The organism is Streptomyces sp. NPDC101776, assembly GCF_044766845.1.
Taxonomy (GTDB): Bacteria; Actinomycetota; Actinomycetes; order Streptomycetales; family Streptomycetaceae; genus Streptomyces.
In genome coordinates this window covers 471,940-492,337 of the sequence record NZ_JBIWMV010000002.1, presented here as the reverse complement: position 1 = coordinate 492,337, position 20,398 = coordinate 471,940, and the positions used below count along the sequence as shown (strand labels likewise).

Annotated in this window: 18 protein-coding genes; 8 read left to right on the top strand and 10 right to left on the bottom strand. The window is 69.7% G+C overall.

What is annotated here, in order from left to right; genetic code table 11:
• Positions 1 to 2: 2 nt before the first annotated feature.
• A complete protein-coding gene (locus tag ACIRRY_RS07980; RefSeq protein ID WP_403969106.1) occupies positions 3 to 233 on the top strand; it encodes a DUF397 domain-containing protein in 231 nt (76 codons plus the stop codon).
• On the opposite strand, the gene ACIRRY_RS07975 is transcribed toward ACIRRY_RS07980, so the two are convergent.
• Positions 197 to 1,693 carry an MFS transporter gene (locus ACIRRY_RS07975; RefSeq protein WP_403969104.1) on the bottom strand — a complete coding sequence of 499 codons (1,497 nt, stop codon included), beginning with the start codon at positions 1,691 to 1,693 and terminating at the stop codon, positions 197 to 199. The two genes, ACIRRY_RS07980 and ACIRRY_RS07975, sit on opposite strands and share 37 nt — an antisense overlap.
• A 158-nt stretch (positions 1,694 to 1,851) precedes the next feature.
• On the opposite strand from ACIRRY_RS07975, the gene ACIRRY_RS07970 reads away from it, so the two are divergent.
• Positions 1,852 to 2,607 carry a TetR/AcrR family transcriptional regulator gene (locus ACIRRY_RS07970; RefSeq protein WP_403969102.1) on the top strand — a complete coding sequence of 252 codons (756 nt, stop codon included), beginning with the start codon at positions 1,852 to 1,854 and terminating at the stop codon, positions 2,605 to 2,607.
• Here ACIRRY_RS07970 and ACIRRY_RS07965 read toward each other — a convergent pair.
• The 4 genes from ACIRRY_RS07965 to ACIRRY_RS07950 form a co-directional block, all read right to left on the bottom strand.
• The gene (locus ACIRRY_RS07965) at positions 2,604 to 3,248 is read right to left on the bottom strand and encodes a hypothetical protein (protein WP_403969100.1); all 645 of its coding nucleotides are present in this window, start codon (positions 3,246 to 3,248) and stop codon (positions 2,604 to 2,606) included. The genes ACIRRY_RS07970 and ACIRRY_RS07965 overlap by 4 nt on opposite strands.
• Positions 3,242 to 4,855 (bottom strand): hypothetical protein, encoded by a 1,614-nt coding sequence (locus ACIRRY_RS07960; RefSeq protein ID WP_403969099.1) that lies wholly within the window; start codon positions 4,853 to 4,855, stop codon positions 3,242 to 3,244. The genes ACIRRY_RS07965 and ACIRRY_RS07960 overlap by 7 nt, the downstream gene beginning before the upstream one ends.
• A gap of 14 nt (positions 4,856 to 4,869) precedes the next feature.
• Positions 4,870 to 6,333 carry a hypothetical protein gene (locus ACIRRY_RS07955; protein ID WP_403969097.1) on the bottom strand — a complete coding sequence of 488 codons (1,464 nt, stop codon included), beginning with the start codon at positions 6,331 to 6,333 and terminating at the stop codon, positions 4,870 to 4,872.
• A gap of 110 nt (positions 6,334 to 6,443) precedes the next feature.
• The gene (locus ACIRRY_RS07950; RefSeq protein ID WP_403969095.1) at positions 6,444 to 7,574 is read right to left on the bottom strand and encodes a hemopexin repeat-containing protein; all 1,131 of its coding nucleotides are present in this window, start codon (positions 7,572 to 7,574) and stop codon (positions 6,444 to 6,446) included.
• Positions 7,575 to 7,760: 186 nt separating this feature from the next.
• Between ACIRRY_RS07950 and ACIRRY_RS07945 the strand changes: the two genes are divergently transcribed.
• The 3 genes from ACIRRY_RS07945 to ACIRRY_RS07935 all read left to right on the top strand — a co-directional run bounded on the left by ACIRRY_RS07945 (position 7,761) and on the right by ACIRRY_RS07935 (position 9,644).
• Positions 7,761 to 8,009: a hypothetical protein gene (locus ACIRRY_RS07945; RefSeq protein WP_403969093.1), complete on the top strand. Its 249-nt coding sequence runs from the start codon at positions 7,761 to 7,763 to the stop codon at positions 8,007 to 8,009.
• 351 nt (positions 8,010 to 8,360) lie between these two features.
• Positions 8,361 to 8,879: a hypothetical protein gene (locus ACIRRY_RS07940; RefSeq protein WP_403969091.1), complete on the top strand. Its 519-nt coding sequence runs from the start codon at positions 8,361 to 8,363 to the stop codon at positions 8,877 to 8,879.
• 132 nt (positions 8,880 to 9,011) lie between these two features.
• Complete coding sequence (locus ACIRRY_RS07935) at positions 9,012 to 9,644, top strand: class F sortase (RefSeq protein ID WP_403969089.1); 633 nt, start codon at positions 9,012 to 9,014, stop codon at positions 9,642 to 9,644.
• A 62-nt stretch (positions 9,645 to 9,706) separates the two neighbouring features.
• Here the strand turns inward: ACIRRY_RS07935 and ACIRRY_RS07930 are convergent, their stop codons facing one another.
• Genes ACIRRY_RS07930 through ACIRRY_RS07920 form a run of 3 tightly spaced genes read right to left on the bottom strand, consistent with a single transcriptional unit; the run spans position 9,707 to position 12,263 of the window.
• Entirely contained in the window at positions 9,707 to 10,354 is a 648-nt protein-coding gene (locus ACIRRY_RS07930; protein WP_403970839.1) for a LuxR C-terminal-related transcriptional regulator, read from the bottom strand.
• Between the two features lie 37 nt (positions 10,355 to 10,391).
• The gene (locus ACIRRY_RS07925; protein ID WP_403969087.1) at positions 10,392 to 11,720 is read right to left on the bottom strand and encodes a sensor histidine kinase; all 1,329 of its coding nucleotides are present in this window, start codon (positions 11,718 to 11,720) and stop codon (positions 10,392 to 10,394) included.
• Between the two features lie 9 nt (positions 11,721 to 11,729).
• Positions 11,730 to 12,263, bottom strand: a complete 534-nt coding sequence (locus ACIRRY_RS07920; RefSeq protein ID WP_403969085.1) for a hypothetical protein — start codon at positions 12,261 to 12,263, stop codon at positions 11,730 to 11,732.
• A gap of 268 nt (positions 12,264 to 12,531) precedes the next feature.
• Here ACIRRY_RS07920 and nirB point away from each other — a divergent pair, with 268 nt between their 5' ends.
• Complete coding sequence (gene nirB, locus ACIRRY_RS07915) at positions 12,532 to 15,147, top strand: nitrite reductase large subunit NirB (protein ID WP_403969083.1); 2,616 nt, start codon at positions 12,532 to 12,534, stop codon at positions 15,145 to 15,147.
• Positions 15,144 to 15,494 carry a nitrite reductase small subunit NirD gene (gene nirD, locus ACIRRY_RS07910; RefSeq protein WP_329249342.1) on the top strand — a complete coding sequence of 117 codons (351 nt, stop codon included), beginning with the start codon at positions 15,144 to 15,146 and terminating at the stop codon, positions 15,492 to 15,494. Before nirB ends, nirD begins: the two co-directional genes overlap by 4 nt.
• A gap of 60 nt (positions 15,495 to 15,554) precedes the next feature.
• Here the strand turns inward: nirD and ACIRRY_RS07905 are convergent, their stop codons facing one another.
• Entirely contained in the window at positions 15,555 to 16,481 is a 927-nt protein-coding gene (locus ACIRRY_RS07905) for an oxidoreductase (RefSeq protein WP_403969081.1), read from the bottom strand.
• A 173-nt stretch (positions 16,482 to 16,654) separates the two neighbouring features.
• Here ACIRRY_RS07905 and ACIRRY_RS07900 point away from each other — a divergent pair, with 173 nt between their 5' ends.
• The gene (locus ACIRRY_RS07900; RefSeq protein WP_403969079.1) at positions 16,655 to 17,134 is read left to right on the top strand and encodes an excalibur calcium-binding domain-containing protein; all 480 of its coding nucleotides are present in this window, start codon (positions 16,655 to 16,657) and stop codon (positions 17,132 to 17,134) included.
• 136 nt (positions 17,135 to 17,270) lie between these two features.
• Here ACIRRY_RS07900 and ppdK read toward each other — a convergent pair whose 3' ends face one another.
• Entirely contained in the window at positions 17,271 to 19,991 is a 2,721-nt protein-coding gene (ppdK, locus tag ACIRRY_RS07895; protein WP_403969078.1) for a pyruvate, phosphate dikinase, read from the bottom strand.
• Between the last annotated feature and the right edge of the window lie 407 nt (positions 19,992 to 20,398).

Genomic DNA, 20,398 nt, shown 5'->3' with positions numbered 1-20,398 from the left:
CCATGCCCACGTTTGAGTACCGCAAGTCCAGCTACAGCAACGAAAAGGCCGAGTGCGTGGAGGTCGCCACCAACATCCCCACCACAATCGCCATACGCGACTCCAAGAACCCCACCGGCCCCTCCCTCCACCTCCACCTCACCACCTGGAGAGCCTTCCAAGCCTCCCTCCCCCACTGGACGAACAAGGCCCGGGGTCAGGCAGCCAGCTCCCGCTCCTCGACCGCCTCCTGAACCCCCGTCACCGAATCCCGCATCACCACCGCCGCCAACACCCCCGCCACCACCACCCCAACCGCACTCACCATGAACGCCGTTGACATGGAGTCCGTAAACGCCTCCCGAGCCGCCCGCACCAACCCCGCGTCGCCGTGCGCCGCAGCCAACGCCCCGCCGATCGAGTGGCGAGCCTCATCGGTCGTACCGGAAGGCATCTCGTCGGCGAACCCACTCGACAGCAGGGAGCCGAGGATCGCGATGCCAAGTGCCGTACCGGCCTGCTGAATCGTGTCGTTGAGGGCCGAGCCGACGCCCGCCTTGTCCTCGGGGATCGTGCCCATCAGCGCGCCGACCGCCGCCGGCATCGCGAGGCCCGCGCCCAGGCCGAGGAGGCCGAGGGCGACCGCCGGCACAGCGAAGCCCGTGTCGGCCGTGACCGTCGTCAGGAGCACGAAGGACGAGGCCATCACCAGCATGCCCGCCAGGATCAGGTACCGATGGCCGTACCTCGCCGTGAACTTGGCCCCCGCCGCGTTGCCCACCAGCGCGGTGACCGCCAACGGGACGAAGGCCAGGCCCGCCTTGACCGGTGAGTAGCCGAGCACGAACTGGAGGTACTGCGTGAGGACCAGCAGCAGGCCCCCGTTTCCTATCTGAACCAGCGTCAGGGACAGCGAACCCCCGCTGAAATTACGGTGCTTGAAGAGGACCAGCGGGACCATCGGGGTCGGCGTGATGTTCTCCCACGTCACGAATCCGGCCAGCGAGACAACGGCCACCACCAAGGTCACCAGCCCTCGGCCCGCGAACGCCCCGTGCTGCGGAATCTCGATGATCCACCAGATCAGCGCGGTCATACCGACCGCCGACAGCACCGCGCCCAGCGGATCCGGCTTCTGCCACGGCCCCTTCGACTCCGGCATCAGCGTCACCCCGGCCACCAACGCGAGCGCCACGACCGGCACGTTGAGGAAGAAGATGGAGTGCCACGAGAAGTGGGCGATGAGTACGCCGCCCAGCACCGGGCTGCCGACGAGCGCGAGCATCGACACCGAACCCCAGGCGGCCATCGCCCTGCCGCGCTCCTCCGCGTCGAAGACCGTGATGAGGATCGAGAGCGTCGACGGCATGATCAGCGCGCCGCCGACCCCCATCGCCACCCGTACGGCGATCACCTCGCCGGGGGTCGTGCAGAACGTCGCCGCCAGTGACGCCGCGCCGAACAGCACCAGCCCGATCAGCATCACCTTCCGGCGGCCGAAGCGGTCGCCGAGGCTGCCGGAGGTCAGCAGCAGGCCGGCGAAGACCAGGATGTAGGAGTCGAGGATCCACTGGGTGTCCTGGGCGCTCGCCCCGATGCTCTCGGTCATCGACGGGACCGCCACGGTCAGCGCCATGCTGTCGACCACCAGCACCAGCGAGCTGAGGCAGAGCACAACGAGGATCCACCAGCGCCGGGGATTTCGGGTTTCCATGGGGCTTCCCTTCACATCACAGTCATCGACCGGCTTCGTGCGTACACCGTTCCTTTGATGCGAACACTGTACGCACGACGGAACGGTGTGCGCAATCCTTGAACTCTGTACGCTGGATGCGAACGACGTACGCACGGCCCGCGCGAAGGAGCCCCCAGATGGCCGCCAGGACGAAGCCGACGACGAAGACCACGCCGGAGACGAACCCCATCCCCTCCGTGTGGGCACGTGAACAGCGCCCGGCCGATCAGCCCGCGCTCAACCGGGACGCGATCGTCCGCGAGGCGATCGCGATGCTGGACGCCGACGGCATCGAGGCGCTGAGCATGCGCAAGCTCGGCGCGCGCCTGGGCGCCGGCGCGACCTCCCTCTACCGGCATGTCGCGACCAAGGACGAGCTGATGGAACTGGCCGTCGACGAGGTCGCCGCCGAGATCCACGTCCCGGCCGCGGACGCCTCGGACTGGCGCGCCGCCGTCACCGAGGCCGCCGCCTCCTTCCGTACGACCGCGCTACGGCACCGCTGGCTCTCCTCGGTCCTCGGGCAGGCCGGGCTCGCCTATCTCGGCCCCAACCTCATGTCCTTCTCCGAGCGGCTCGCCGCGCTGTTCACGGCCGTCGGGTTCCCCGAGCCGAGCGGCGCGATCGACGCCGTGCTGTCGTACACGATCGGGATGAGCACGACCGAGGCCGCGTGGCTCACGACGGTCGCACGGTCCGGGGAGAGCGAGGGCGAGTTCATCGCCCGGCTGATGCCGGCCGCCCAGCAGGCGGCGGCCGGGCACACCCATCTCGCCGGTTCCTACGCCGCGTCGGCCGCCACGGTCACCGATCCGGTGGCCCTGCGCGACAGCAAGTTCGCCTACGGCCTCGATGTCGTCCTCGACGGGCTGTCGCTGCGGCTGACCCGTTAGGCCTCGCCTGCCCGGGCCCCTCCCACCAGGTCGTTCGTCTCCAGGTACACCTCGGCCAGTACCTGCAACTCCACTCCCCCAGTGGTCAGTTGCTCTCCCGGATGCAGGCGGCCCGGCAGGTCGTCCGGGCGGTTCGGGATCGTCACCGTGCGTGCCGCGTCCTCTTCGTCCCTCAACGTCATCCACCCTCCGGCCAGTTGAGCAGTCAGTACCTGGTCGAAGTCCGGGGGGCGGGTGAACACGTGGGCCAGGTAGAGCTGTTCGCGGCCGAAGAGGACGTAGCGGAGGGGCGTCGGTTCGATGGTGGGCTCGGTCGGGTGGCCCACGTACAGGCGCTCCTCGATCTCCATCCTCACCTCCCCCAGCAGCTCGCCGTCCCTCCCGAAGCGGCCGAAGTACAGGTCGGCGGGGAAGGACGCACCCGGCTCAAGGTCCTTGAGCAGGAGGGTTCTTGGACTGACCGTGAACAGTGCCGAGGTGCCGTAGCGCTTCCGGGCCGTGCGGTAGGTGTCCGTGTCCAGGGTCACCCGCAGCACGGCCTGGAAGTCGTACGGTGCGGTGAATGTGGCCATGTGGACGGCGTAGACGGTGTCCGTGCCGAGCAACACCAGGCCGTGGACGGCGAGTTCGGGGGTCACCATGACAGCGCCGGGTCCGGGTCGGGGCTCTTCGGGAGCTGTCGGCACACGAAGCCCGCGAGGAACACGTCGTCCGGTGCGGTGACGCTGCTCTGCATAGCGGAGGTGGCCTGTTGGTAGGCCACCCAGCGCAGTTGGAGGTCGTAGCCGTACTGGACGACGAGGACCTTGGCGAAGCGGCCCTCCGTCGTGCGTACGGCGAACACGTCGCCGGTGACCAGTTGGTTGGTCGCGTTCGGGTTGCCGGTGAGGGGGGTGGTGCCGTAGGTGAGGGTCGAGAGGCGGTGGCCGTCGAAGGCGTCGTAGTCGACCTGGCCGAGGTTGACGATTCCGGCGAGGGAGCTGGGGACCAACTGGGCGGTCGTCTCCGTCATCCACTCCCACCACAGGTCGGCGGTGTTCATGTCGCCGCCGGCGATGCCGTTGTCGAGGTCCAGGGTCCAGGTGCCGTGGAGGGTGGTCTCGCCGGGTGTCTCGGTGTAGCCGACGGCCTGGCGGACCAGCTCGATGTTGCGGGCCAGGGCGACCGATTCGACGTACGACGGGCAGCGGCCGTGGGGTGGGGTGCCACCGTCGCTCAGCGGGGCGACGCCCGCCGAGAGGCGCCAGGCGCGGGAGCCGAGGAGTTCCATCGGCGGGTCCAGCCAGGGGCGGACGACGGACACCACCCGGTACTCGAAGGCGAGGGAGAAGACCGTGTCGTCGGTGGCGCGGTCGCCGAACGCCGACCTGAGTTCCGGGGGCGCCTGGGCGGCCAGGGTGCGGAGCGTCTGCTGCGGGAGCACGGCTCTCGACCAGGGGTCGTCCAGGGCGCCGTCCGGCGAGTAGTAAGTGGGCGCGAAACGCGTGCCGTTGGGGGCGGTCGTGTACTGGTCGGGGAGGTTGGGGTTGAAGGTGTCGCGATGCCGTTTCCAGATGCTGGAGGGGGCCTTCGAGGCGAGTTCGGAGGTCTCGCGCAGGGCGTCCTCGACCTCGGCCTTGTGACCCGCGGTCTGCCAGGCGTCCATGGCGTCGTCCCTGGCCTGGCGGAGTCTTGGTTCGTCGATGTGGGTCCAGTGGTCGCGGGTCGCCTGGTCGGTCGAGTCGCTCGCCGCCTGGTCCGCCTGGTGGTAGTCCATGTCGGCCTGGAGCCAGGCCTGGCGGGCCGTGCGGTAGTCGCGCAGGGCGGGTGAGGGGACGAAGACTCCGTCGGGGCCGGTGTCGTAGAGGTAGTCGACCGCCGTGTCGTAGCGCTGGTGTTCCTCGGGGGTGAGGGTGGAGCGGGCCAGGTCGGCGGCGAGTACCTCGCCGTAGACGCTCCACAGGTGGGTGGTGGCCGGGGGTGCCCAAATGGGTTGGGTGGGGATCCTGTTGACGAGTTCGGAGAACTCGGCCCAGACCGTGGACCGGGCCGAGTCCAGGGCGCCGCCGAAGCGGAACATGCTGTCCTGGTAGACGACCGGCGTCGCCGGTACGCCGACCAGGTGGGTTGGGTCGGTGAGCAGGTTCCCGAAGTACGCGCCCAGGCCGAACATGGCCGCCGCGTCCACGGGGGACGCGGACCACACCCCTTCGACGCCGGCCCCTTCGATGTCCACGGCGTCACTGTCGACCGCTTCGGTGTCGCTCATAACTGGCCGCCGTCCTATACGAGTTGGTCGGGGTCGAGGCCGTCGAGCAGGTTGGGTGTCTTGTCCAGGAGGTGGTTGACGAAGCCGATGATCTGCATGCCGGGGACGGTGATGGTCGCGCCGTCGTTCTCCGAGTGGAAGTGCTGGTCCGACTCGGAGTGGCTGTAGCTGCCCTTCACGGTGAACGGGCCCCAGCCGACACTGGCGTTGACCGACACGGAGCTCTGGTGGGTCTGCAACGCCTGGGCCAGCGAGGCCGAGTGGATCGTGAGGTTCCTGATGAACAGGGCCTGGAGCGGATAGCCGATGAAGCGGCCCTGGGGCGGGTTGCCGCCGTCGGACGGCATCTGGTCGTAGTTCCAGCCCTGCCCCTTGCGCAGGTCCCAGCCCCGGTTCTCCAGGAACTCCGGGTAGAACCACGGCCGTACGACCTGCACCTGCGCCATCTCGAAGGACATCGAGAAGTCGTCGACCCGATAATCCTCGCTGTAGTCCTGGGAGTTGGAGGTGACGCCCGAACTCGCGCTCCACAGACCGAAGTTCAGACCGCCACCCGCCGACCAGGACGTCGTCTCGTAGTGGCTGTGGGAGTCCACCATCTGGTGGTACATCGAGTACGCGGTCCAGCCGTTCGAGTTCGCGAAGTCACCGGGGACGACCGTCGTGTAGTAGAAGGACTGGCCGGGGCCCAGCGCGTTGGTGTTCGCCTCCTCGTAGAAGCGCTCCAGGTTGCGCTTCCACAGGAGCATCGACTTCTCGGTGGTCTGGTCGATGTAGGCGTTGATCTCCTCGACCTCGTTGCGGTACCCGCTCGACGTCCAGTCGTCCATCGCGGCGGCCACCTGCATCGAGTACAACTGCGCGTTGGCCGCCCAGTCCGCGACCGCCTGTTTTCCGGACTCCCCTACGGCGGCCTGCGCGGCGATCCGCTTGTTGTTGTACGACAGCGCGGCCGTGACGTACGCCTGCATGCACGCCTTGTAGGCCTTGAGCATGGGGCTGTCCTCGGTGACCTGCTTCTCCTGCTCGGTGACGATGTCCTTCACCGTGCGCGTCACCCTCAACAGGCCCCGGAACCGGTCGAGTCTGGCCTTCTGGTCGTCGGTGAGCTGGTCGTCGACGACCTTGGAGAACTTGAGGATCTGGCCGTAGATCTCGCTCAGCCGGGCACCGCTCGCGTTGCGCCACACGCCGTCCTGGCGGCCCGACGAGTACGCCGAGGTCACGTCCGGGATGAAGTCGATGAGCGAGGAGAAGTTGTACGCCTGCTGGAGCAGGAGCTTGTCCTCCGCCGCCGTGGCGCCGGTGCCGATGCCCTGGGCGGCGAACGCGAAGTCCGCCTCCTGGTACGGCAGTCCGGGCATGCACCAGGTGATGAAGCTGGACTTGGCCGGCGGGACGCTGCCGTCGCCGCCGGTGAGCACGTTGTACATCTGGTCGCGGAACGTCCGCCCCAGATCCCCCAGTTGGTATCCCATGACCCCGTCCTGCCCGGGTCATATGCCTCACATACAGGGACATGCGAGCATTCACTCGGATCAGTGAACCTCTCGCACGGGAGGCAACCACGGAGGCGACGTCGCCGGTTTCAGGCAGCCGCCTCGATGTTCCGCATCACGGACGCGAGGGAGTCGTAGTAGTTCGTGGCGGTCGCGTAGCCCGCGTCCGCCACCGCCCGGGCGAACGCGTACGGGTCGTCGGTGTGCTCGAACGCGGGAGCGTAACGGGCGTTGTTCCGCAGGTAGTTGCCGTGGGCCGTGAAGGACTCCTCGGGGCTCGCGTAGACGCGGAACCAGTCGCGGACGACGTACAGATACTTCCCGTCGGGCCGCTGTGTCACCGAGATGACCTCCGGGAACTGCGCGTCCGGCCGGTCCAACACCTCCTGGGTCCTCAGCAGTTGGCGGGTCTCCGGCGGGTCGGTCGCCTTCGCCTTGATGCCGAAGAAGTTGTTGCCGGGGGCTGCCGTGCCCCAGCCGGACTCCAGGGCCGCCTGGCCGAGCGTGACCAGCGCGGGGACGCCGGTCGCCGCCTCACTGGCGGTGGCGAACTCGCTGTAGGACTGCCGGAATTGGGATGCCTTGCCCGAACTCGGGGGTGCGGTGGCCGCGTTCGACCAGATCGCGTCGTAGGGGCCGGTGAGGCCGGGCCACTGGTCGGCGACGCTGAGCGGGTAGCCGTCCTGCTGTTTCTTGGTGTGCCAGTCGACGGCCACGTACTCGGTGCCCTTGAAGAAGTACGCCCGGCCGTTGCCGGGGTTGAGCGCGCCGTCGATGCCCTCGCCGATCCAGTCGGCGGTGACTCCGCTCCAGCCGTCCGCGATGAGCTTGGGGTAACCGGGGTCCTGGCGGTCGGCGGCGATGTCGTAGCGGACGTAGCGCGGGCCGCTGAAGAAGTAGAGCTTTCCGTCGGACCAGTTCATGACCGCGTCGACGGTGTCGAAGGAGAGGCCGGACCAGTTGTCGCGGGTGGTCAGCGGGTAGCCGTCGTCGACGGTCTGGGTGGCGAACGGGACGCGGACGTACTCCGCGCCCCGGAACACGTACAGGTGGGCCTGGCCCAGGTCGACCGCCGCGTCGACGCCCTCCTCCCAGCCGGGCGGCAACCCGGCCCAGGCCACGCCGAGTTGCCAGTCCCGCGCCGGGTCGGCCGCGTCCGCGTCGAGGTCGTACGTGGACACGGTGGCCCCGACGGTGAAATACGCCTTGTCCACACTCATGCCGGGATGCATGCTCCGCCGGGGCGGTTCTCATGACGCGGTACGGGTTCCCGTTTGAGTGAATCAGGGCGTCATTCACGTGGCGCGACCCAGGTGGCAGGCCGTTTTCGGTGATCGTTTGTGACGTTGAACCGACCGACGCGTCTGTTTTCCGGCGCGTCTTCCAGAGATCGATTGGGAGCAGTCATGCGCATGCGTTCCGCCCTGACCACGTCCGTCCTCGCCGTCGGCATCCTGCTCGGCGGCGCCGGTGCCGCCCTCGCCCACGGCGACGACAACGGCGTCGTCCAGGGCACCGGTTCCCAGGGCTCCGAGCACACCGACAGCACCATGTTCGCCGGTGTCATCGACCACGTCGGCCCCGTCTACTACTCGAACAGCAAGACCGACCACGAGTGGGACCGCGGCACGTTCCAGGGCATCTTCGGTTACTGACACGTCCACCCGGCATCTGCCCGGGTAGCGCACCGGGCCATCCGTGACGGTGCGAAGGGGGCGGCCGACCTGTGTCGGCCGCCCCTTTTTTGCGTGCCCGGCGGGGACTCCGGCGAAGGCTCCGACGGGGACCGCGGTCACCCGTTCACACGCGCGGCCCGCACTCTTCGGGTTCTTCTCCGGGGGCGGTCCGTCGTACCCCCATGACCTGCTGAAACGGCGGTGGGGCGGAAGGTCCGGGCGGCCGTCTGACACCCATTCACCACACTTCTGACGCTCGCTCAGGAAGCGGGCCCGGGCCGGTGCCACTTACCTCGGAAGGGCAGCCCACCACAGCTCGGAGGAGCACCGATGCGTCGTACCGCCCGTCTGCTGACCGGCACCGCGCTCGCCGTCGCCGCCGCTGGTCTCGCGACCGCGCCGGCGTACGGCGGCGAGAGCGGCAGTCTGGAGGTGTTCCCGTCGAGTGCCGTGCCGGGCGGCGACGTCACGGTGAACACGGCGGCGTGCGGCGACGACGGTACGGCCGCCGGTGATGCCAGCGCGGTGGGCGCCGGCACGTTCACGCTGGCGCCGAGTACGCACGAGGGCGACGCGATCGGGCAGTTCAAGGTGCCGCCGAGTGCGCAGCCGGGGACGTACGAGATCGTCGCGAAGTGCACGGACGGCCGGCAGGTCAGCGGCGATCTGATGGTGACGCTGGCCTCGATGCGGCAGCAGGTGCAGCCGCGCGGAAGTGTGAAGACGGGGGTCGGTGGCGCCTTGGGCCCCGACCCCGTGCAGACCGCGGCCGGTGTGGCGGCTCTCGCCGTCGCCGCCGCGGGCGGTACCTGGCTCCTGCATCGCCGGGCGAGAGGCGACAGGATCTGACGGACACCCTCCGCTGTCCGTCCGCCGGTACCGCACGTCCCCTCCCCCTCCGGGTCCGACGCCCCTCGTGGCCCGGAGGGGGCGCGGGGCAGGCCCAGTTCATGGGAGAGGGGCATGGGAGAGGGGTGCGCAATGCGTCGTCGTGGATTCGGATTCGGCAACACCGCGATAGGTGCCGTCACCGCGGGCGCCTTGTGCGTGGGCGCGTGGCTGCTGACCAATGGTGGCGGGACGAACGCGCCGCCGCAGCCGTCCGCCGCCGAGGCCCGGCCCGATCCGGTCGCCGGGCGCGTCGCGGCCCGCGCGCTGCCGCCGTCGCCCCCGGACCGCATCCGTGTCCCAGCCATCCATGTGGACGCCCCGCTGATGGGCCTCAAGCTGACGAGCGCCGGCAGCCTGGACGTGCCCCCGGCCGCGAAGAAGAACCTCGCCGGCTGGTACGAGTCCGGCACCACCCCCGGTGAGACCGGCACGGCGATCGTCGCGGGCCATGTCGACAACGCCGACGGGCCCGCCGTGTTCTACGACCTCGGCGCACTGAAGAAGGGCAACACCATCGAGCTGGACCGGCTGGACGGCACCGTCGCGCTGTTCACGGTGGACGCGGTCGAGGTGTATCAGGCCTCGCGCTTCCCCGATCAGAAGGTGTACGGGGCGGCGCGGCGGCCGGAGTTGCGGGTGATCACATGTGGGGGCGGGTACTCGCGGTCGACGGGGTATCAGGGGAATGTGGTGGTGTTCGCGCACCTGAGCGGGAGTCGGTAGCCGGAACAGAACGGGTCCCACGGTGTCCTGAGCCCGGTGTCCTGAGCCCGGTGTCCTGAGCCTCAGGGGCCGTTCTCCAGGTACCGAAGTACCGCCAGTACACGGCGATTTCCCGTCTCCGACGGTGGCAGGTCGAGCTTGGTGAAGATGTTGGCCACGTGCTTCTCGACCGCGCGCTCGGAGACCGTGAACGTGGTGGCGATCGCGTGGTTGGTGCGGCCTTCCGCCATCAGGGCGAGGACCTCGCGTTCGCGCGGGGTGAGGGTGTCGAGGGCGGTGGATCGGCGGGCGGCGCCGAAGAGTTGGGCGACCACCTCGGGGTCGAGCGCGGTGCCGCCGGCCGCTACGCGCTCCAGTGCGCCGACGAACTCGCCGATGTCCACGACCCGTTCCTTGAGGAGATACCCGAACCCGGCCGGGTTGCGCAGGAGTTGGGACGCGTGGGTCGTCTCGACGTACTGCGAGAAGAGCAGCACACCGGTCGCGGGGTGCCTCTCCCGCAGTCGTACGGCCGCTCGTACGCCCTCGTCGGTCTGGGTGGGCGGGAGGCGGATGTCGACGACGGCGACGTCCGGGGCGTGGGCCGCGACCGCGGTGAGCAAGGACTCCGCGTCGCCGACCGCCGCGGCCACCTCCACGTCCCGCAGCTGGAGCAACTGGACCAGGCCGTCGCGCAGGAGGGCCGAGTCCTCGGCGATGACGACGCGCATACGGCACGGCTCCGTTCGGAAGCTCATCGGCTGTCGGTCAGGTGCGGGGCAGTTCGACCGTGACCACGGTAGGGCCTCCGTGCGGACTGTCGCAGGTCAGTGTGCCGTCGACCGTACGGACCCGGGCCAGCAGGCCGGTCAGGCCGGAACCGGCGCCGATCGTCGCGCCGCCCTGTCCGTCGTCGGTGACGCGCAGGCGCAGGAGTCCGTCGCGGGCCGTCACCTCGACCCCGGCGGCCGTGGCGCGGGCGTGTTTCGTGGCGTTGGCGAGGAGTTCGGCGGCGCAGAAGTAGGCGATGGTCTCGACGGCCGGGGTGGGGCGGGAGCCGATGTCGGTGGTGAGGGTGACGGGGAGCGCGCTGTCGGCGGCGAGGGTGGTGAGGGCGGCGTGCAGACCCTCGTCGAGTACGGGGGGATGGATGCCCTTGACGAGGGCGCGCAGGTCGGTGATGGCCTGGGTCGCGTTGCCCCGGGCGGTGTCGACGACGGTGAGGACGCGGTCGGGTTCGGCGCCGGCGGTGACCAGTTCACGGATCACGGTGAGGTGCATGGCCAGGGCCACCAGGCGGGCCTGGGTTCCGTCGTGCAGATCGCGTTCGATACGGCGGAGGGTGGCGGCGGCGTCGTCGACGGCTCGGGCGCGGGTCTCCTCCAGGGTGCGGATGCGGCGGGTCGCGGCGTCGGGGCCGAGCAGCACGGTCACCAGGGCGCGGTGGGGGCCGAGGGCGTAACGGAGGAGGAGGGGTGCGACGGCCAGCAACAGCAGACCGGCTGTGAACGGAATCAACCAGCGCGGCCAGGAGTCGAGCTGGTAACCGAAGAACTCCAGTGACACGTGGTGTTCCGTGGACACGGGGTGCGCCGGGCCGCCGGTGCTGCTGTGAACCGTGTTGTAGTTCCAGCGCTTGAGCAGCGGATGCAGTGTGAACAGGGCACCGTAGACGTATCCGATGACGACGGCGGCGTACGCGAAAACGGCTGTGAACGGTGTCAACAGCGCGCAGCCGACGGCCCGCCAGCCGGCCCGGTCGAGCAGCACGCCCCGCCGCCACCCGAGCACCCCACTGCCACCGCCCTCCCCCGCGCCCGGCCCGCCCGGCTGCTCAATCTCCAGTCCGAGCAGCCGCCGCGCGAGCCCCCGCTGCACCGCGCCCAGCGCCAGCGCGCCCCGCACGGTGGCGGTCAGCAGCCACAGGCCGAGCGTGGTCACCGACAGGGCGCCGCCGAAGACCACCCCGACGAGCGTGAGGAAGAAGCCGACGAGGGCGAGCGGGAGGGCGATCACGCCGTAGAGGACGGCGGCCAGGGCTGCGCGGCCGAAGGTGGCGACGGCAAGTGTGCGGAGGCGGGAGCGGAGGCTCTGCATGGGATCAACCTAGGAGAGCAGCGACCTGGCGACACGGACCTGCACGGCGGTCAGACCCCGGACCACCCAGGGCATCAGCAGCAGAAAGCCGATACCGCCGAGGACGGCGTGGAAGGCCCAGGCGCCGGCGAAGGTCGGGCCGCCCCAGGCACTGGAGTAGTCGTCGCCCGCGCGCAGCGGCCAGCCGATGTTCATGGGGACGATCGCCCAGCCGTAGAGCGTGATGAACGCGGTGATGAGGTTGAGCGGGGTGGCGAGGAGCGCGTGGGGCAGGCCGCCGGCGCGGGCGGTGCCAGGGATCTCCGTGCACAGGAAGCGACGAATGAGCCCGCGCTGCCAGCGGGCCGTGGGGGCGCCGAGGAGCGCGAGGGGGACGCAGGCCAGGCCGATCGGGAGGGCGAGGAGGGCGTAGGCGGTGCGGCGCCAGGTGGCGGAGGTGAAGGGTGCGCGCGCGACCCGCCATATCCGCACGGCCACCGTGTCGTGGACCTGCGTCTGTTCCTGTTCCTGTGTCTGTGCCTGTGCCTGCCGAACACCGTTCATGGTGCTTCCTCCTGGCCGTGAACCGCTGTGAACCGATGTCTCCAGCGTTCCGCCGCCGCCCGCTGTACACGATGGTGCCTGCACGGAAGCCGGGGGTTCGGTTAACCGAACCGGCGCGGACCCGCCCGGACCCGCCCCGCCTCACACCCCACCCCCGGCGCGCGCCCAGAACCCTCACACCCCCCGCGCGCTCCCGCTGAGGGCAGCGTTCCTCGCGGGAAACAGGTGGGATGCGGTCGGGTAACACCGGCGTCGCAGGCTCCTGGGCATGACCTCGAATCCGCGTGTGGTGCCCACCATCGTGCTCGTCGGCCACGGCATGGTCGGTCAGCGCTTCCTCGAAGCGCTCGCCGAGCGCGGCCTGACCGCCACGCACCGTGTGGTCGTGCTGTGCGAGGAGCCGCGTCCGGCGTACGACCGCGTCCAGCTCACCTCGTACTTCTCGGGCCGCACCCCCGAGGAACTCTCGCTCACGGACGCGGAGTTCATCAGCGACCACGGAATCGAGCTGCGGGTCGGCGACCCGGCGGAGACGATCGACCGGACAACCAGGACGGTAGTCGCCCGCTCTGGATTCTCGGTGGAGTACGACACCCTCGTCCTCGCCACCGGCTCCTACCCGTTCGTGCCGCCCGTCCCGGGCAGGGACGCCGAGGGATGTTTCGTCTACCGCACGATCGACGACCTGCTCGCGATCGAGGCGTACGCGAAGTCGAGGGCCACGACCGGTGCCGTGGTCGGCGGCGGGCTGCTCGGTCTTGAGGCCGCCGGTGCGCTCAAGGGGCTCGAACTGGCCACGCACATCGTGGAGTTCGCGCCCCGGCTGATGCCGGTGCAGGTCGACGAGGGCGGTGGCGCGGCCCTGCTGCGCACCATCGAGGACATGGGTCTGACGGTCCACACGGGGACCGGTACGCAGGAGATCCTGGCCGGCGCGGACGGCGCGGTCACCGGCATGAAGCTGTCGGACGGTTCCGAACTCGCCACGGACATGGTGGTGTTCAGCGCCGGTGTCCGCCCCCGCGACCAACTCGCCCGGGAATCGGGCCTGTCGGTCGGCGAGCGCGGCGGTATCGCGGTCGACGAGCAGTGCCGTACGGTCACCGACCCACAGGTGTTCGCGATCGGCGAGTGCGCGCTGGCGGTGGACGGACGGGTGTACGGCCTGGTCGCCCCCGGCTATGAGCAGGCCGAGACCGCGGCTGCGACCATCGCGAGGGACGAATCGGCGTTCACCGGCGCGGACTTGTCGACCAAGCTGAAGCTGCTCGGCGTGGACGTGGCGTCCTTCGGCGACGCGCACGGCGCCACCGCGGACTGCCTCGACGTCGTCTACTCGGACGCGCGGGCGGGGACGTACAAGAAGCTGGTGATCGGCCGGGGCGGTGAGCTGCTGGGCGGCATCCTGGTCGGCGACGCGGACGCGTACGGCACACTGCGCGCGTTCACCGGGACCGTACCGCCCGTCTCCCCCGAGCAGTTGGTGCTGCCGGCCGGTTCCGGGGGCGCCGTCCAACTCGGCCCCTCGGCGCTCCCCGACGCCGCTGTCATCTGCTCCTGCCACAACGTGACCAAGGGCGCGATCCGCGGCGCGGTGACCGAGCACTCCTGCACGAGCGTGCCGGAGGTCAAGAAGTGCACCAAGGCCGGTACGGGCTGCGGGAGTTGCGTCAAGGTGCTCGGCCAACTGGTCACCTCCGAACTGGAGGCGAACGGCGTCGAGGTCGACAAGGGCCTGTGCGGCTGCTTCGCGCAGACCCGCGAGGAGTTGTACGAGATCGCCCTCGCGCTGCGCATCAACTCCTACCAGGATCTGCTGGACCGCTACGGCCGTGCGGGCGCCCGGGGCGGCGACGGCTGCGAGACCTGCAAGCCGACGGTCGCCTCGATCATCGCGTCCCTCGCCCCGACGATCGGCGCGAGCGGCTATGTCCTGGACGGCGAACAGGCCGCGCTCCAGGACAGCAACGACCACTTCCTCGCCAACCTCCAGAAGAACGGCTCCTATTCGATCGTGCCGCGCATCCCGGGCGGCGAGATCACCCCGGAGAAGCTCATCGTGATCGGTGAGGTGGCCCGGGACTTCGGCCTCTACACGAAGATCACCGGCGGCCAGCGCATCGACCTCTTCGGCGCGCGGGTGGAGCAACTCCCGCTGATCTGGGCGAGGTTGGTGGACGCCGGCTTCGAGTCCGGGCACGCGTACGGAAAGGCGCTGCGCACCGTCAAGTCCTGTGTGGGGCAGACCTGGTGCCGCTACGGCGTCCAGGACTCGGTGCGGATGGCGATCGACCTGGAGCTGCGCTACCGGGGCCTGCGCTCGCCGCACAAGCTCAAGTCGGCGGTCTCCGGCTGCGCCCGCGAGTGCGCCGAGGCCCAGTCGAAGGACTTCGGGATCATCGCGACGGCCAACGGCTGGAACCTGTACGTCGGCGGCAACGGCGGCGCGACCCCGCGCCACGCGGACCTGCTCGCCCAGGACCTCTCCGATGCCGAACTGGTGCGTCTGATCGACCGGTTCCTCATGTTCTACATCCGTACGGCCGACCGGCTGGAGCGCACGAGCGTGTGGCTGGAGCGGATCCCGGGCGGCCTCGACCACATCCGCGAGGTGGTCGTCACGGATTCGCTCGGTATCTGCGAGGAGTTGGAGTCGCTGATGGCCGCGCATGTCGCCGGGTACCGCGACGAGTGGGCCGAGACCATCAACGACCCCGAGAAACTGGGCCGGTTCGTGTCCTTCGTGAACGCGCCCGACACCCCCGACCCGGTCGTCGGCTTCGTCGCCGAGCGCGATCAGATCAAGCCCGACCTGCCCCTGCTGACCATCGGCATGCGGCCCCAGCAGCCCGCAGACGTCCTGGAAGGAAGCGCCCAGCGATGACCCTGGCTCCCGAGACGACCGACCTGAAAGTCCAACTCCAGCTGGCCGACGGCTGGTTCACGGTCTGCGACCTGAACCGGCTCACCCCCGGCCGCGGGGTCGCGGCCCTGCTGCCCGACGGCCGCCAGGTCGCCCTGTTCCGCGACCGCGCGGGCACCCTCTACGGCATCGACAACCGCGACCCCTTCAACGGCGCGGCCGTCCTCTCCCGCGGCCTGACCGGCACCCACCAGGGCCGCCCGTTCGTCGCCTCACCCCTGCTCAAGCAGCGCTTCGACCTGATCTCCGGGGAGTGCCTGGACGACGCGTCGGTGCGGGTGGAGACGTACGAGGTACGGGCGGGTTGACGAGGAGGGAAGGGTGGTGCGGAGTTCGACCTCAGCTCGGCGCCGGAGCAACCAGAAGGCTCACGCCTTGAGTTGGTCGTACACGACGCCCGTCAGCTCCTCCGAGGCCGCCCAGAGGCGTTGCCCCATCGCGTCGTTGAGAGTCCACGGAGCTCGCCAGGAGCGTGCCGGTGCCCCGCGCCACATCGCGATACGGGGCCCGAAGAAGGAGTCGGGGCGTACGTCGGGGGCGGTGGCGGCGTAGAGGGAGGGCAGCGCGCCGGCCTCCGCCGACTGGGCGAAGACCCGGTTGCCTAGTTCCATGAGCCGTTCCGCACCCCGGCGCCCCTCCGCCTGTGGCCCGGCGGTCTGGAGGTTGGTGGCCGCGTACCCGGGGTGGGCGGCACTCGCGACCACGCCCGAACCGGCCGCCGCGAGCCGCCGCGCCACCTCGTGCGTGAAGAGGAGGTTGGCGGTCTTGGAACGGGCGTAGGCGGTCCAACGGCTGTACCGGCGCTCGCTGTTGAGGTCGTCGATGTCGATGTTGGCGAGCGTGTGCATGAAGCTGGAGAGCGTGACGATCCGGGCGGCGGGCGCGTCGAGCAGGGCCGGCAGCAGCAGCCCGGTGAGCGCGAAGTGCCCGAGGTGGTTGACACCGAACTGCGTCTCGAAGCCGTCCACCGTCGTGCCGTACGGCATCGCCATGACCCCGGCGTTGTTGACGAGCAGATCGAGCCGCTCGTATGGGAACGTGGCCGCGAACTCCCTTACGGAGGACAGGTCCCCGAGATCCAGCCGCCCGAACTGGGCCTCGGCGCCCGGTACTTCGGCCACGATCCGGTCGGCGGCCTCGTTCCCCCGCACCTCGCTCCGGCAGGCGAGCACGACCCGGGCACCCTTGCGGGCCAGCTCCCGCGCGGTGACGTAGCCGAGCCCGCTGTTGGCCCCGGTGACGACGGCGACCCGGCCGCGCTGGTCGGGGACGGCGTTCTCGTTCCAGCCGGACATGGGCGGCTCCCTCCGTCGACGCCTGACTCCCGGCGTACGAAGAGCGTACGAGAGCCGGACCGGACCCGCTCCCCGCACGCCGAGTGACGTGACCATCACAGCTTGGTCACTCCTCCTTCGCACGTCCCGTCCGGGCATTACGTTCCATGCCACACCAGACACAGGGGGACGAGATGACCCATCCGTACGCGATGCCACCCGTACCACCGGCGCCCCAGTCCATCCGGCCCACGCCCCGCTGGGCCCGCAAGCGCTATGTGCTCCCCGCCCTCGCGCTGGCCCTCTTCGTCGGCGTCGGCATCGGCGCCTCCGGCCAGGACACGAAGAAGGACACGGCGGCCGACGCGAAGCCCGCCGCCGCCAGGCCCCAGCCGACGACGACGGTCACCGCGACCACGACGGAGACGGCCACCCCTGCGCCCGCCCCCACGGTCACCACGACGAAGACCGTCAAGGTCACGAAGACGGTCACCGCCGAGGCCGCGGTGGACAGCGGCTCCGACAACACCGGCTCCGATTCCAGCGGCGGCGGCAGCACCTACTACACGAACTGCACCGCCGCCCGCGCCGCCGGCGTCACGCCCCTCCACCGGGGCGATCCGGGCTACGACTCCCACCTCGACCGGGACGGGGACGGCGTCGCCTGCGAGTGACGGCGGGCGACAAGTAACGGCGGACGACAGCGGAGAGGGGCGGCATCCCCGCACGGGCGCCGCCCCTCTCCTAGTGATCCGGAACGGCCGCCGTGTCGGTGAGGGTCAGGATGACCGGCGGCTGCCCCGGGGTCCCTCAGCGGTGGTCGCTCCCCTGCGCCGCGCAGGCCGCCCGCCCCGCCTCCAGCCGCGCCACCGGGATCCGGAACGGCGAGCAGGAGACGTAGTCCAGTCCGACCTCGTGGAAGAAGTGGACCGACTCGGGGTCGCCGCCGTGTTCGCCGCAGACGCCGAGCTTGAGGTCGGGGCGGGTCTCGCGGCCCGCCTTCGCCGCGAGCTTGACCAGGGAGCCGACACCGTCGCGGTCGATCGTCTCGAACGGGCTGACTCCGAAGATGCCCTTCTCCAGGTAGGCCGTGAAGAACGAGGCCTCCACGTCGTCGCGGCTGAAGCCCCACACCGTCTGGGTGAGGTCGTTCGTGCCGAAGGAGAAGAACTCCGCCGCCTCCGCGATCTGGCCCGCCGTCAGCGCGGCGCGCGGGAGTTCGATCATCGTGCCGATGGACAGTTTCAGCGAGGTGCCCGTCGCGGCCTCCACCTCGGCGATGACCTGGTCGGCCTCCTCGCGGACGATCTCCAGCTCCTGGACCGTGCCGACGAGCGGGATCATGATCTCCGCGCGCGGGTCGCCCTTCGCCGCCTTGCGTTCGGCCGCGGCCTCGGCGATCGCCCGTACCTGCATGGTGAACAGGCCGGGGATGACCAGACCCAGGCGTACGCCCCGCAGGCCCAGCATCGGGTTCTGCTCGTGCAGGCGGTGGACCGCCTGGAGCAGTCGCAGGTCGTTCTCGTGGGACTCCTGGCGGGACTCCGCGAGGGCGACGCGGACCGACAACTCCGTGATGTCCGGCAGGAATTCGTGCAGCGGCGGGTCCAACAGGCGGACGGTGACCGGGAGTCCGTCCATCGCCTTGAACAGCTCGATGAAGTCCGTCTTCTGGAGCGGGAGCAGACCCTTGAGGGACTCCTCGCGCTCGGTCTCCGTGTCGGCCAGGATCAGGCGTTCCACCAACTCGCGGCGGTCGCCGAGGAACATGTGCTCCGTACGGCAGAGGCCGATGCCCTGGGCTCCGAAGCGGCGGGCGCGCAGCGCGTCCTCGGCGTTGTCCGCGTTGGCGCGCACCCGCAGCCGGCGCACCCGGTCGGCGTACCCGATGATCCGGTGGACCGCCTCGACCAGTTCGTCGGCATCGTCGGCGCCCGCGTGCATGCGGCCCTCGAAGTACTCGACGACGGGGGACGGGACGACCGGGACCTCACCGAGGTACACCTTGCCGCTGGACCCGTCGATGGAGATGACGTCGCCCTCCTCGACGACGTGTCCACCGGGCACGACCATCCGGCGGCGCTTGGTGTCGACCTCGAGCTCCTCCGCGCCGCAGACACAGGTCTTGCCCATGCCGCGCGCGACGACGGCCGCGTGGGACGTCTTGCCGCCACGGGACGTCAGGATGCCCTCGGCCGCGATCATGCCGTCGAGGTCGTCCGGGTTCGTCTCGCGGCGGACCAGGATGACCTTCTCGCCCGAACGCGACCACTTCACCGCCGTGTACGAGTCGAAGACCGCCTTGCCGACCGCCGCACCCGGCGAGGCCGCGATGCCCCGGCCGACCTGCTGGACCTTCGCGTCCTCGTCGAAGCGCGGGAACATCAGCTGCGCCAACTGGGCGCCGGTGACCCGCTGGAGGGCCTCCGCCTCGTCGATCAGCCCCTGGTCGACGAGTTGGGTCGCGATCCGGAACGCCGCACCCGCCGTCCGCTTCCCCACCCGCGTCTGGAGCATCCACAACTGTCCGCGCTCGATGGTGAATTCGATGTCGCAGAGATCCTTGTAGTGGTTCTCCAGGGTCTTCATGATCTGCATGAGCTGGTCGTACGACGCCTTGTCGATCTGCTCGAGTTCCGCCAGCGGCACGGTGTTCCGGATGCCGGCGACGACGTCCTCGCCCTGCGCGTTCTGCAAGTAGTCGCCGTAGACGCCCTGGTGGCCGCTGGCCGGGTCGCGGGTGAAGGCGACGCCCGTGCCGGAGTCGGGGCCGAGGTTGCCGAAGACCATCGAGCAGACGTTGACGGCCGTGCCGAGGTCGTGCGGGATGCGTTCCTGGCGGCGGTAGAGCTTGGCGCGGTCGGTGTTCCAGGAGTCGAAGACCGCGTGGATGGCGAGGTCCATCTGCTCGCGCGGGTCCTGCGGGAAGTCGCGGCCGGCCTCGGCCTTGACGATCCGCTTGAAGCGGGTGACCAGCTTCTTCAGGTCGGCCGCGTCCAGTTCTGTGTCGACCGTGACCTTCTTGGTCTCCTTGGCCTTCTCGAGGGCCTCTTCGAAGAGGTCGCCGTCGACGCCGAGGACGGTCTTGCCGAACATCTGGATGAGACGGCGGTACGAGTCCCACGCGAAGCGCTCGTCGCCGGACTGCTTCGCCAGGCCCTGCACGGACTTGTCGGAGAGGCCGATGTTCAGGACGGTGTCCATCATGCCGGGCATGGAGAACTTCGCCCCGGAACGGACCGACACGAGGAGGGGGTCGTCGGCCTGCCCGAGCTGCTTGCCCATCGTCGACTCCAGCGCGTCGAGGTGTGCACTCACCTCGTCACGCAGTGCCGCCGGCTCCTCGCCACTGTCGAGGTAGGTCTTGCACGCCTCGGTGGTGATGGTGAAGCCGGGGGGCACGGGAAGGCCCAGGTTGGTCATCTCGGCGAGGTTGGCACCCTTGCCGCCGAGAAGGTCCTTGAGGTCCTTGTTTCCCTCGGTGAAGTCGTAGACGAACTTCGCTACGTGGGGTTCTTTGTTTTCCGACACGGGTCTCGACTCCTCGGGACGCGGGTGGCTGCCCTGACGGGCAGGAACATACCCAGATCGAAGGCGCCTGGGTACGTCCACTTGCATGTCATGCGTCCGTAACCAGGCGTCCGCCAGCGGATCGAAAGTCAAGGCTCGGCAAGCGAACACCGCCGAGTGTTTTCACTTCTTGAACGCGACCAGGCCCAACTGCGGCATTTTCCGCTCACCTGAGCAGGTTACGCGCTCGCCTGATTTCGATCGATGAACGATCAAGGGGTGGCACGGAGTGCCACCCCTTAGGGAAGTGCAGCCGCGCAAGATCCGCTCACCTGAGCGCTACCCCTATCAAAGGTGGTGAGAATCACGCTTCCACACCCGGCCGGATTTCACCATGCGGACGGTGATCGGACGGACCTCGGACATGT